At 65.7% G+C, this 13,046-nt stretch carries 8 protein-coding genes and 1 tRNA gene; 7 read left to right on the forward strand and 2 right to left on the reverse strand.

Annotated elements, in window-relative coordinates:
- The first annotated feature begins 152 nt into the window (after window positions 1-152).
- Together C795_RS0106025 and C795_RS17405 are read left to right on the forward strand one after the other, a co-directional pair.
- Window positions 153-3,020: a hypothetical protein gene (locus C795_RS0106025; RefSeq protein ID WP_017792859.1), complete on the forward strand. Its 2,868-nt coding sequence runs from the start codon at window positions 153-155 to the stop codon at window positions 3,018-3,020.
- A complete protein-coding gene (locus C795_RS17405) occupies window positions 3,013-6,570 on the forward strand; it encodes a DUF5979 domain-containing protein (RefSeq protein ID WP_198008437.1) in 3,558 nt (1,185 codons plus the stop codon). The genes C795_RS0106025 and C795_RS17405 overlap by 8 nt, the downstream gene beginning before the upstream one ends.
- 68 nt (window positions 6,571-6,638) lie before the next feature.
- Here the strand turns inward: C795_RS17405 and C795_RS0106035 are convergent, their stop codons facing one another.
- Together C795_RS0106035 and C795_RS0106040 are read right to left on the reverse strand one after the other, a co-directional pair.
- The gene (locus tag C795_RS0106035; protein ID WP_017792861.1) at window positions 6,639-7,526 is read right to left on the reverse strand and encodes a hypothetical protein; all 888 of its coding nucleotides are present in this window, start codon (window positions 7,524-7,526) and stop codon (window positions 6,639-6,641) included.
- Window positions 7,527-7,590: 64 nt separating this feature from the next.
- A complete protein-coding gene (locus tag C795_RS0106040) occupies window positions 7,591-7,995 on the reverse strand; it encodes an RNA-binding S4 domain-containing protein (protein WP_017792862.1) in 405 nt (134 codons plus the stop codon).
- Between the two features lie 44 nt (window positions 7,996-8,039).
- Between C795_RS0106040 and C795_RS0106045 the strand changes: the two genes are divergently transcribed.
- The 5 genes from C795_RS0106045 (at window position 8,040) to C795_RS0106065 (ending at window position 13,024) form a co-directional block, all read left to right on the forward strand.
- The gene (locus C795_RS0106045; protein ID WP_017792863.1) at window positions 8,040-8,675 is read left to right on the forward strand and encodes an IMPACT family protein; all 636 of its coding nucleotides are present in this window, start codon (window positions 8,040-8,042) and stop codon (window positions 8,673-8,675) included.
- A 152-nt stretch (window positions 8,676-8,827) separates the two neighbouring features.
- The gene (locus tag C795_RS0106050; RefSeq protein WP_017792864.1) at window positions 8,828-10,009 is read left to right on the forward strand and encodes a DNA polymerase III subunit delta'; all 1,182 of its coding nucleotides are present in this window, start codon (window positions 8,828-8,830) and stop codon (window positions 10,007-10,009) included.
- A complete protein-coding gene (locus C795_RS0106055) occupies window positions 10,006-11,631 on the forward strand; it encodes an alpha/beta hydrolase (RefSeq protein WP_017792865.1) in 1,626 nt (541 codons plus the stop codon). Before C795_RS0106050 ends, C795_RS0106055 begins: the two co-directional genes overlap by 4 nt.
- Before the next feature lie 94 nt (window positions 11,632-11,725).
- A tRNA-Thr gene (locus C795_RS0106060) sits at window positions 11,726-11,798 on the forward strand.
- Between the two features lie 80 nt (window positions 11,799-11,878).
- Window positions 11,879-13,024 carry an acyltransferase family protein gene (locus tag C795_RS0106065; protein ID WP_017792866.1) on the forward strand — a complete coding sequence of 382 codons (1,146 nt, stop codon included), beginning with the start codon at window positions 11,879-11,881 and terminating at the stop codon, window positions 13,022-13,024.
- The last annotated feature ends 22 nt before the right edge of the window (window positions 13,025-13,046 follow it).

The raw sequence follows: 13,046 nt of genomic DNA on the forward strand, positions 1-13,046 counted from the left end.
AATGATTCTGAACCAGCGGGGGTTTGTGCTTTTACAAACGTCTGGTATCGCACTTCCCCGGGGGGAGTAATGGAGCTACCTGTTTGCTTCTTTTGGGATGGGACCCAAAAGATTATGAGCAGCAGGAGGCACATTCGACCCTGGGAGTTCCTGTGCAGCAACGCAGCTTTAAGCGTGCCCATGTCTTGAAACGATGGCTTGCTGGAGGTGTCGCGGCGCTGCTGCTTGGCACGACCGCCGCAGCAAGCGGTCTCGGTATAGCTCCGGTAGAGGCGGCTCCAAACGCCGCACTGCAGCTCGTGAAGAAGGTTGACGAGCAAGACGCTCACCGCAACCTGGTTCCGGGCCAGAGTGTGACCTACCGCATTGAGTTCAGTGCCGAAAACTACGATGTCGATGGTTCTGGCGCGAACGGCGCAGTCACGCTGACCGACATGCTGCCAGCGGCGTTCGCAGGCTGGGAGATTAGCGACGTCTTCGCGACGCTGCCCGGTAGCGCAGGCGATGTTGCGGTGACCCTTCCTGGCGTCACCCCCGGTACTGCCGGCACGATTGGTGCGACGGAAGCCGAGCGCACCATCTCGGTCGACATCACGGCGCCCACCGATGACGGTCTCACCGGACTGCCGACCGGCCAGCAGGGCTGGCTCTCGTACACAGTGACCGTTCCCGAGAATCTCTCTCCCAACTGGGATTCGAACGGCCTCGACCTCGTCAACACAGCGACGATCACGGGCCTCGGCGGTGCCACGAACGGCGAGATCTCGAAAACCGACACCGCCGTCATTTCTGTGGATGTGAAGCGCACAGTCGACGTGACCCCCGCAAAGACATGGGATCCGTCGAGCCAGGGCTTCGAGCCCGGTGCGCGGTCGAAGGTGACCATCGGGGCCACGCAGGCCTCCAACGTGGATGCCGCATCGCTCGTGCTGCAGGACCTCCCGTCCGCGACAAACGGTGCGACCGAACTGGGTACGGACAACCCGTTCCGCTACGTCGACTTCGCCGGGTTCATCGGAGACCCCGCTGCTGAGGCCAACTGGCCCGCGGGTGCGACCGGTGCGACCATTGAGGTCTACGCATTTGCCAACGGTGAGTGGAACTGGGTGACCTACGCCGCGACGATCGACAACGCCGACATCGCTGGCGTGCGACTGAGCTACACCGGTGCGATCGTGCCCGGTGCCACGGTGAGCCAGGCGTTCACCGTGTCGCAGCGCGATGAAGATCGCCTCGGTCTCAACAAGGACCTGTCAAAGGGCTACGACACCGACAATAAGGTTGACGCTACGGTCACGGTGGCCGGAGAGCCGCCTGTCACAAAGACCGCCAAGGCCGAGTTCGCGGTGACGCCGATGACGATTGCCGTTGAAGCAGGCAAGGCGTTCTTGAACGCGAAGGGCGAGCCTGTTGACCCGCTGCGCACGGTCGCGGGCAACCAGGTGCACGCTCTCCTGACCGCTCAGAACCAGGCTGCGCCGCGTAGCGCGACGCTCGGCTCGCTCACGATCAAGGATCCGGGCGTTGGATCCGACGCTAAGTACTTCTCCTCCGACCTGCAGTTTGCCGGCTTCGACGCTGCCTATACGGCGCAGGTCTGGCCTGCGGGCGCGACCGGTGGCACCATCACCTGGCACCACGCAGGTGGCACCGAGACGGTATCCCTCACTGCAGGCGCAGCACTCCCCGTGGTTCCTGCTCCGCTCACCAACGCTGACATCACCGGATTTGAAATCACGTTCACCGGCGCGATCGTCCCCGGCGGCACGAGCCAGGTGAAGTACGCCATCGATACGACCCCGTCCCTCGCACCTGACGGCGGGACCGCTGGACCGTTCAAGAACGTCGTCGACGTCGAAGGTGCCCGCCCCGGCCTCGACCCCGTGACCGACAACGACAGCGCCGAACTCACCGTTGTCTCGCCCGCAATTGAGGTGAAGGTTGAGAAGAAGCTCAGCCCCAGCGTCGTGCTTCCCGGAGACAGCGTGATCGTGCAGCTGCCCACCACTGCAACCGCCAGCGGCGACCGCACGAAGCCGACCGAGATTGTCGTCACTGACGAGTTCACGGGCGAGGGCACCTTCTGGGATGCGTACGACGCAACCGCCGTGCTCGCCCCAATCGACGTTCCCACCGGCAGCACCCTGCTCATCGAGCGCTTCGATTCTGCCCAGAACAAGTGGGTACCTGTTGACACTCTGACGACGTCGCAGATGACCGACATCGCACTGGCTCCGGCTGAGACGACCACCGGCGTGCGCTTCACCTACACGAACAATGCAGGCTTCGGCCAGTCGACGTCGGTGAAGCCGAACCTCAAGTTCAAGGCACGCGACACACTGCGCGTCAGCGGTGAAACGACTACGCCCAACAACACGGCGCCCTTCACCCCGACCAAGTACAAGAACACCGTGGTGGCAGATACCACCGGCAAGCTCGAGAACCGTCCGGTCAAGGGGACCGACACTGCCGACATCGAAGGCGCGATCCGAAACCCCGAGTGGGCAACGGGCCCCGGCGTCGGTGGCGGGCTCTGGGCAGCAAAGAGCTGGGCAGACGATCACCTCGTCACCCAGTCGGGCACCACGAGCTCCACAACTCAGCGCTGGGCAGTGACCAAGACCGGGTTCGACCAGGTCAAGCTCACCGACCCGGCTACCCCCACCGCCACGGGTGCGGGCACCGTGTTCGATGCCTTCAACCTCACCGGTGTTGATGCCATCACGTTTGGGCAGGACCCGCAGCTGAAGTGGGACACCGTGACCGGTGTCGAACTGTGGAACGGTGCTGCCTGGGTAGCCCCCGCTAACGTGCCGGCCGGTGGCAACTGGATGAACGCCAACGGCTTTACCGGCTACACCCTCACCGCGGCTGAGCGGGACACAAGGCTGGGCGTGCGGCTGCTGCTCGCACCCAACGACACCGCCCGCGCGGCGGCCATCGTCGCGGGTGACCTCGAACGCCACGTTCAACTGCGCCACCGGTGGTACTCCTGCGCTCGATCCCGCGTGCGTGGATAACACCTTCAGCGTCGTGGGCACCAAGGGTGGACAGGATCACACCGCCACCGCTAGCGATCTCATTCTGCTGCTCGATGGCACCCCGTCGGTCGCACTCGATAAGACCGTCGGTGGACTTCCCTCACAGGATGAGGTTGCGCTGACGGTGCCCAAGCACGGCGATGTGGCCCCCTCGGACTACCCGAAGACCTGGTACACGCTTACCGTGACCAACGACTCGGGCACCGGAGCGGTCGCTCCCACGTCCCAGGGCGTGATGAAGCTTGGCAAGATTCGAGTCACGGACGACGCGACCGCAGGCGTGGGCAACACCGCAATGGGCGTGAGCCCGTTCGCCGGTCGCGACTTCGCTGACGAGGCTGGCTCGGACTACGGTGCACACTTCAACGTGCTCAACATCACCGGGCTCAGCTTCTCCGGTCTGCCGGCCTACATTGACCGTGCACAGAGCACGGTTGAGCTGTGGCTGTACAACGAGGGCACCTCGAACTCGGTGACGTTCTCGATCGCTCAGGTCGAGGGCACCGTGCCGGGCGGTCCCACCGCCGCGCAGCTCGCGGATGCGATCGGTGCGTCGGTGACTTACCAGGGCACTGACCCCGAGACCAACGGCAACCGGATCATCACGGGTGACAAGCTTACGATGCGCATCGATGTGCAGATGCGCGCCGAGTACCGCGTTTCAGGTGACCCCGTCACCGGTGGCGCCGATGGCAACGCGATTCCGGTTCGCAACCAGGCGCTGGCCCTCGGCCAGGATCTGGTCGTGGATCCGTTGGCAAAGCCCGTCGACACTGAGACAGCCACCGTGAATCTCACCGACGCTTTGATCGACGTCGTGCTCAACAAGGCGATTACGATCGACGGCGGCGGCACGAAGGTGCTCGAGGCTGATCCGCAGACCCCCGTAAACGTCGTTATGACGGCGACCCCGGGCGAAACGAAGACACCGCTCTCGAAGCTCACCGTGGAAGACACCACGGAGGAGTTCTGGGGCACGTTTGAGCTTGTCGCTCTGCCAGCCCCCGCGGCGAGGCCGACCGATAGCGACCAGTTCAGCTACGACTACTGGGTCGATGGTGCGTGGGTCGCTGAGGCCGGCTTTGCCGGTGAACTGACTGAGGTGCAGGGCGTTCGTATCACGTTCGACCGTGCCGATCAGAAGCTCTTCCCGCTCGGTGCGACTTCGTGGTCGTCGAACTGGGGCAGCGCAGAGCTGCCGCTCACGGTGAAGCTGCGCCTGGACAACTCTGTTGTGTGGAGTGCGAGCGACCTCATCGAGAACGTTGCGTCGACGACGGCCTACGGCACCGATGGTGCCAAGGCGACTGACGACGCAGATGCCACGATTGGTTTCGAACAGGGCACCGCGCAGATCAAGGTCCAGAAGCGTGCACCGCTCGACACGACGACTCACCAGGTTGAGCCGCTCGTGAGCATGCCGTGGCAGCTGGTCTTCGAGAACACGGGCACGGGCTTCCTCCCGCTTGAGACGGTCACCGACCGCCTGCCCGAGAACATCGTGTGGGACGGCGTTGCGCCAACCTTCTCGCAGAAGAATGGTGACGGCGCGACGATTGACCCCGCTGAAATTGGCGTCGAGCTGTCGAGTAACCAGCGCGATCTCGTGTTCACCTGGCCAGCAGGCACCCGCATGCTGCCGGGCGAGGAGATCCCGATCAACCTTGGTCTCATCCTGCAGCCCGGCCTGAAGTCTGCTGAGCGCGCATGGAACTCGGTCGTTGTTGAGACCGGGATCGAGCTTGATCGTTGCATCCAGCCCACCAACAACGGGCAGGATGCGACCAAGGCGCCGGCAGTGGGCGACACGGAGTGCGCGAACGCCAACTTTGTGTCGCCGCGTGCGGGCACTCTGATTGGTGCGCAGAAGTTCGTCAACGGCGAGTACAAGCCGACCCTCGGCGAGGATCTCGTCACGGGGGCAATGAACATCAAGAAGCCTGGAGTAACGGACTGCGTCAGCCCCGGTGCGCCTGCTGATTACACGCGCACCGAGTGCGCCGACTACACGGCAGTGGGTGCAACCGATAACTGGTTGCTGCGCCAGGCGAATGCCGGCACGAACGATCTCGGCCAGATGGTGGTTGTCGACATGTTGCCGACCCCCGGTGACCTGCTCCTCGTCGGCGGCCCTGCACCCCGTAACAGTACGTTCCAGCCGGTGATTGACCTTGACTCGTTCAAGTTCCATGACATGCCGGCGGGCACCGTTACCAAGATTCAGGTCACGACTGACGCTACCGCCTGTGTGGGCGATGGCTCTGGCCCCTCGAAGTGGACGAGTACAGATCCGTTCTGTGAGAACACCACTACGAACCCGGGGAACGGATCGTGGACCAACCTCGAGACGTTCACCGGTAACGCCGCAGACGTCGCGGGATTCCGCGTGCATTTTGACATGACAGCCAATGCGCTCCGTCCCGGCAAGTGGGTCGACTTCAGCTACGACACCGTGAACCTCGTTGTTGACCAGGCTGCGAAGGGCCTCAAGCCCACGATCGAACAGTTCCAGACCCCGCAGTTTGCGTGGAACCAGAGCGGCGTCTTTGCCTGGGATACCCGGAACAACCCGATCAACCTGGTGAAGGCCCCGCAGCCTGCGGGCGTCACGCTTAAGACCGGTTCGCTCGAGGTTTCGAAGACGATCGAGGCGAACGGGGTCACGCAGATCCCTGAAGCCTTCGACGTCGCGCTCGAGTGCACCGTTCCGAGCGGCGTAGCCGACCCCGAGCGGGTCGCGGTCGATATGGGAACGCAGGCGACGCTGACGCTGCCTGCCGACGGCACTCCGGTGCGCGTCGACGGTCTGCCGATCGGTGCAAACTGTGAAATCAGCGAGACGGGCGAGCTCGGCGCGCACGGTGAGATTGGCCGTTCGTTCCAGGTCAGTGATGGCGTGAACCCCTCGGTTGACGGCCAGACCGCCCAGATCCAGATCCGCGAGCCGCGCACTGCCGACCAAGCAACCGTCGTGGGCCTCACGAACACCTATGCGCTCGGCGATCTCGTCATCGAGAAGAGCGTGCGCAGCGACAACGAGTTCGACCTCGACAAGGTCACGCTCAACAAGAGCTTCGACTTCGAACTCTCGTGTGTTGCCAAGGGTGCCGCGGATCCGATCACGAAGAACTTCTCGCTGAAGTCGGGCGAGCAGTACGCCGTGAAGGATCTGCCGCAGGGCGCGGTTTGTGAGCTCACCGAGCTCACCGATGGCGGCGCGAACTCCGTCAAGATCACGGTGAACGACACCACCGTCGAAGCCAAGAACGTGGGCGACATCGTGATCGGCAACGATCCCCAGCACGTGCTGGTGTCGAACGGGTTCTTGGGTGAGGACGAGGAAGTCGACGGCGGTGTTGAGGGCACGACCGACGCTAGCGCGAACGGCGGCCCCAACGGCACCAATAACAACAACCCCGGTGGACTCGACGTCACCGGTGGCGAAATTGCCGGAATCGTGGCCGCGGCACTCGTGCTGCTCGCCCTCGGCGGCGGAGCCCTCGTGCTCAGCCGCAGGCGCCGGGCATAACCGGGCGCCGCGTAACTCGGCTGGGGCCGCTATCCACTGGATAGCGGCCCCAGCTGCGTCTTGGGACGTTACGACCGGGCGCGCTGTGCGGCCGCAATGGCCTCGAGGATCCGGATCCGGATCAGATTGCCGCGCTCGCTAAAGCCGCGTTGCAGCTGCGCGTATTCGCGCTTGCCCTCGGGGGTTTCGATGGGCACTGGCGTGAGCGGGTCGCCGCTCGCGCCGAAGAAGCCCGTGACGTCGTAGGGGGAAGCGCGCATGTCGAGCTCGCGGATGTCGCGGGCGAACACGAACGAGTCGAGCAGGATGTCGCCGGGAATGATGGGCCCGAGTTTCGCGGCCCACTTATAGAGGTCCATGCCCGCGTGCAGGCAGCCGGACTGCTCCGTCTCGTGCTGCGCCTCGCGACTCAGCTCGATCGTGTTGAGCGGGGCAGCCTCGGGGGTGAAGAACCTGAACGCGTCGAAGTGGGTGCAGCCGATCGGGTGCGACTCGACCACCGCGTTTGTGGCCTCGTGGCCGATGCGCAGGGGCAGGGCCGAGTGCCGCAGCTGTTCGGGGGTCATGCGGTACACCATGGCCCACTCGTGCAGCCCGAAGCAGCCGTAGCGCGCCGTGCGATCAAGTGTGATCGTGAGCAGCTTCTCGACGTAGCCGGCCGTCTGGGCGCGGCGCTCAAAGAAGTGTTCGACGTCGATGGTGGCATCCGCGTTGGCGGGGCCGGTCGCAACATAGTGCTTCCAACCCTCCCGCTCGGCAGCGGCGCCCTCGAGGGTGACGCCCGCTCCGGGGTGCCAGCGATGCAGCTCACGGGGGCGCACCGTGTAGTAGGTCCAGAGGAAGTCCTCGACGGGATGCTTCTCGCCGCGTTGATTGCGAGCGCGATGCTCGGCGGTCAGAGCGGTGGCGCGGTCGGTGTGGGCTTGCGCGGCCTGCTGCCACGCAGGAAAAGTCATGGCGTGCACCGATTGAGTCTACCCCCGGGGCTGGTTTGGCACCGGTGCGTGGCTGCGGCCGTGCCTAGAGGTCTTCGTCGTCGCCGAACTCAACGCCGGTGGCCGAATCGCGGCCACGCAGGCGGTCGATATCGCGGCGCTCGCGCTTCGTGGGGCGGCCGGCGCCGCGGTCGCGGTAGATCTCGGATGGGCGCTCCTCGCGGGGCAGCGGGGGCGGGGTGAGATCCTCGAAGTGCTTGGCCGCTTCAACGGCGCTGCCGCGTTTCGTGGGGAGCCCGGTCACACGGTAAATCTTGTCGAAACCGTGCAGCCGCACCTTGACGACGTCGCCGAGCTTCACGGATTGTGCGGCCTTGGCGGTCTGATCGTTGATGCGCACATGGCCGGCACGGCAGGCCGACGTGGCCTGGCTGCGGGTCTTCGCCAGCCGCACACCCCACACCCAACTGTCCACGCGCACGCTGCTCATGACCCGATCGTAGCGCGAGCTGCCCGACCTGGGAGAATGGACACATGATGGGTCGCGCAGAGTACGAGACAGTCCTGGGGCGTACCGACATTGAGATCGAGGTCTCCCGCTCGCGGTTCATTACGCGGCTGGAACGGGTCAGCGACGAGCAGGCCGCGCGCGACATCATCGCCCAGGTGAAAGCGGAGGAGCCGCGAGCGCGGCACCACTGCACCGCGTTCGTGCTGGGGCCCGACGGCCGGGTACAGAGGTCGAGCGACGACGGGGAACCGAGCGGCACGGCAGGGGCGCCGATGCTTGACGCGCTCGTGTCGGCCGGACTCAGTGATGTGGTCGCCGTGGTTACGCGCTACTTCGGTGGTGTGCTGCTCGGGGCTGGCGGGCTCACCCGCACCTATCGCGCCGCGGTCGCAGAGGCGGTGCTGGTGGCGCCGCGGGTGCGGCGCGGGCTCCGGGTGCCCGTCGCGGTGACGTCGGCGTACGACGTGGCGGCCCAGATCGAGTCGGAGGCCCGCCGCCGCGGCTTTGTGGTGGGGGAGGCACAGTACTCTGACCGGGTGGTGCAGGAGTTCCTCGTCGCCGAGCCCGACGTCGCGGCTCTGACCGCGCTGGCCGCCGAGCTGAGCGCCGGAGCCGCGACGCTCGAGAGCGGCGAGCCGCGCTACGTCGACCTGGTGTAGGGGCGCCGCGATACGACAACGCCAAACGCACCGATCCGGCGTCAAGCTTCAATTTCATCCCCAGGTTGTATGGTTTTCGCGAGATTGATGCTGCTGGCGAGGTCGAGGCCCTCGCCGGGTCTCGTGTCAGCGGCACACGATACCCTTTCGGCATGGAGTTCTGGGCAGATATCGTCGGTCAACACGTCGCCGCACAGACGCTCGAACGCGCGGCTGCGCCGGGCGGTGCTCCGGCGCACGCATGGCTGATCACGGGGCCTCCGGGATCCGGACGCTCGAACATCGCCTACCGGTTCGCCGCGGCGCTCATCGCGCGTACCGAAGCCGATCGCGAACGAGTGTACGCGCAGGTGCTCGCGCGCACGCACCCTGATCTGGGCGTGCTGACCACGCAGACGACGATCATCAAGATCGACGCGGCCCGCGAGGTCGTGGCGAGTTCGTATTATGCGCCCTCCGAAGGGCGTTACCGGGTGTTCGTGATCGAGGATGCCGACCGCATGACCGAGCACACCTCGAACGTGCTGCTGAAGGCGCTCGAGGAGCCGCCCGAGCGCACCGTGTGGGTGCTGTGCGCGCCGAGTGAGGCCGACCTGCTGCCGACGATCCGGTCTCGGACGCGCTCGTTGCGGCTCGTCACACCCGAGGTGGCAGACATTGCCGCGCTGCTGCACGCGCGAGATGGCGTCGACCTTGCTGACGCCGAGCGTGCGGCGCGGCTCGCGCAGAGTCACATCGGCATGGCGCGCAGCCTCGCCCGCGACCCCGAGGCGATGGAGCGTCGCGAGCGGGTGATCCGGGGCGCGCTCGCGATCGAGACCCTCGGCGACGCGATGGGCACCGCAGCCGCGCTCATGAAGGTTGCTGAGGCCGATGCGGCGGCGGCCACCGAACGCCGTGAAACGAGCGAGCGCGATGACGCGATGCGCAGCCTGGGGCTCGCTTCGGGGGCCGCGATCCCGCCGCAGATGCGAGCGCAGATGCGCGCGCTCGAGGAGGATCAGAAGCAGCGAGCCAAGCGTGGCGTGCGCGACGGGGTCGACCGTATTCTCACCGACCTGCTGTCGCTGTACCGAGACGTGGTGCTGACGGCGCTGATGAGCGACGGTGCTGGCGGCGAGCCGAGCCCCGCCGCTGGCGCGACGCCTGAGTTGGTGAACGCCGAGCACGCGCGCCGCATCGCCGAGCTGGCCGACCGGTGGCGCGCCAAGGGTGCGCTGGTGGCGGTTGCCGCGGTGGAGACCGCGCGTGAGCGACTGGGGCGGCAAATCACGCCGGGGCTCGTACTTGAGGCGCTGTTTGCCAGCGTCGTGACCGCGGGGAGCGAACGGTGAACGAACTGGCAACTGATGGAGCACAGGCGATCTCGCGCCGGATCCCGCGCCGCGGGGCCCGCAGGCTGGGGCTCGTGGCGGCGGTCGTCGCGGCGGCCCTCGCGCTCAGCGGGTGCACCGCGCTTGCTGGGCTACTGCCCGGGGCGCCCGGCTCAGGCAGCGAGCAGGCGGGCGGATTGACGCCGAGTGACCTGCCCGACCGGCCCGAGGGAACCGTGGCCGGTATGGGCGCACAAGCCCCCAACTGGCGCGACTGCAGTGGCGGCATGCAGTGTGCCGACGTGTATGCACCGCTCGACTGGCAGGACCCCGCGGGCGAACTCATTACGCTGCGGCTCGTGAAGCACGCCGCGACGGGGAGCGACCCGATTGGCACGCTATTCGTCAACCCTGGCGGGCCAGGCGCGTCTGGCGTCAGCTACGTCGCCAACAACCTCGATTACTCGGTGCCAGCCGAGATTCAGCGCGAGTACGACGTGATCGGTTGGGATCCACGCGGGGTCGGCGCGTCGTCGCCGGTGACCTGCCTCGACACGGCCGGGATGGACGAGTACCTGTTCGGCCTGGGCGAGGGCGCGGGGCTCGAACGCGGCAGCGACGAGTGGCTTAAGATTGCCGCGGCCGAGTCGCGGGCGTTTGGTGACGCCTGCGCCGAGCGGACCGGGCCGCTGATCGGGCACGTTGCAACCAGCGACACCGTCGCAGACCTCGACATGCTGCGCGAGATCGTTGGCGACCCGAAGCTCAACTACCTCGGATTCTCGTACGGCACCTACATTGGGGCGCGCTATGCCGACGCGTACCCCGAGAAGGTCGGCAGGCTCGTGCTCGACGGTGCGATGGATCCGAGCGCGACGATGAGCGATGTCGTACGCGAACAGACCCGTGGGTTTGAGCTGGCGCTGCGCGCCTACGTTACCGACTGCCTGACGCGGCGTGACTGCCCGCTCACCGGCTCAGTCGACCAGGCGATGGACCAGATCTCTGGCCTGCTCGACATGGTCGACGAGCAGCCACTCGTGGGGGAAGACGGCCGGGTCGTCACCGCGAACACGCTGCTCACCGCGATCATTACCCCGCTGTATGCGCAGAGTAACTGGGGGTTCCTCAACGATCTGTTCCTCACCGTATCCAACGGCGACGCCGAGGTGGCGCTGTTGCTCGCCGATATGTATTACGACCGCGAGAACGGCAAATATCTGTCGAACTCGACGGAGTCGTTCTCGGCGATTAACTGCCTGGACTATCCCGAGCGCGACGTGGACGTTGCCCGCATACGCGCCGAGGCCGCCGAGTTCGAGAAAATTGCGCCGACGATTGGTCGATTCCAGGGGTACGGTGACATTGCCTGCGCGGAGTGGCCCGTTGAGGCCAAGACCGAGCGCGGCCCCGTCAGCGCCGAGGGAGCCGACCCCATTTTGGTGGTCGGCACGACGGGTGACCCGGCAACGCCGTACCGCTGGGCTGAAGCGCTGGCCGAGCAACTCGACAGCGGCGTACTGCTCACGTACGAGGGAGAGGGGCACACCGCTTACGGCGGCAGCAACTGCGTCGATGAGGTGGTCAACACCTACCTGCTCACCGGGAAAGCGCCCACGAATCCGGTGGTCTGCAGCCAATAGGCGCGTGGGACACGCGAGGGCTGCAGCCCCGTGTCACGATAGCTGCTCGGCCCGTGCTAAAGTGTTCCCTGGTGTACGAGAGATCGTGTGCCACGCCGCCTTAGCTCAGTTGGTAGAGCGATTCACTCGTAATGAATAGGTCGCCAGTTCGATTCTGGCAGGCGGCTCGGTTGAAGCCCTCGCTCTGCGGGGGCTTCTTGCGTTGGATGCTCGATAGTCTGAACTGCACACACCCTGGAGGTCTACGGTGACTCAAACGGCCCAGAAGTCTGCCCCCGCGACGGGCCGCCCCCGTATCGCTCTGTGGGACAACGCCAGGTTCCTGTTGATCGTGCTCGTCGTGGTCGGCCACATGATTTCGACGGTGCGCACCGACTCCGCGCTCACCTACGGGCTGTACGCCTACATCTACCTGTTCCACATGCCGGCCATGATCCTGCTGTCTGGGTTCTTCGCGCACGCCGAGGTAACACCCAAGGCAGTCAAGTCGACGATTCAGCTGATCGTCGTGTGGCTGCTGTGGGAGGGCATCTGGGCGCTCATTCACTTTGGCGTTGAGGGCAAGGAACCGGGGTCGAAGTTTCTCGTGTCGCCCGCGTGGACCCTCTGGTTCCTGGTGAGCCTCGCGACAATGCGCATTCTGTTGCCCTACCTCGCGAAGATGCGGCACCCGCTCCTGATCTCAATCGTGCTCGCGCTGGTGGGCGGGCTCGCCCCGGCGATCGGCACCGAGTTTTCGGCGGCGCGCACGCTTTCGTTCCTGCCGTTCTTCGTCCTGGGGTGGCTGGCACGGACGCGCGGCTGGCTCACGGGCAACTGGTTTCTGCGCCCCACGCGGGCGCTGCGCGCCGCTGCGTGGGCGGTGCTCGGAATCATCGGTCTCGTGTTCGTGCTGCTGCCGAACCTGCGCAAGGAATGGCGCATCGACACCTGGCTCACCTGGCGCGACGACGACGCCTGGCTCCTGGAGCACGCGCCCGTGAACGGGTGGGAACCGCCCAACGCGCTTCTGGAAACGGCCGCGGGTCTCTCGATCACAGCTGTGCTGCTCGCGATTGCCGCGATCATGACGTTTGCGCTGCTGGTTGTGGTGCCGCGCGGACACAGCCTGCTGACAGTGTGGGGCACGCGCACGCTCTATGCCTACCTGCTGCACGCGCCCATCATCTGGGTGTTGCGCAAAACCGGTGCCATCGACGCGATCTACTCGCTCGGCATCGGCGGGGTCACACTGTTGATCTTGATCGGCATTGCGATTGCGGTGCTGCTCTCCGTCGCGCCCGTCGCGCGCGTCACGCGCCCGCTCATCGAGCCCCGGATCGATTGGCTCTTCACGCGCGAACCCGCAGGCGTCACTGCGCCCACAAAGGGTGGATCGCGCCCAGAAAAGTAGACCGGGCCCACTCCGCACGATA

Origin of the sequence: Leucobacter salsicius M1-8, from assembly GCF_000350525.1 — a bacterium.
GTDB classification, from domain to species: domain Bacteria; phylum Actinomycetota; class Actinomycetes; order Actinomycetales; family Microbacteriaceae; genus Leucobacter; species Leucobacter salsicius.

What these genes read in the sequence shown, in the direction of transcription:
- C795_RS0106045 (WP_017792863.1), top strand. Translation starts at nt 8,040, where the DNA reads ATGATGGGTCGCGCAGAGTACGAGACAGTCCTGGGGCGTACCGACATT.
- C795_RS0106040 (WP_017792862.1), bottom strand. Translation starts at nt 7,995, where the DNA reads ATGAGCAGCGTGCGCGTGGACAGTTGGGTGTGGGGTGTGCGGCTGGCG.
- C795_RS0106050 (WP_017792864.1), top strand. Translation starts at nt 8,828, where the DNA reads ATGGAGTTCTGGGCAGATATCGTCGGTCAACACGTCGCCGCACAGACG.
- C795_RS0106035 (WP_017792861.1), bottom strand. Translation starts at nt 7,526, where the DNA reads ATGACTTTTCCTGCGTGGCAGCAGGCCGCGCAAGCCCACACCGACCGC.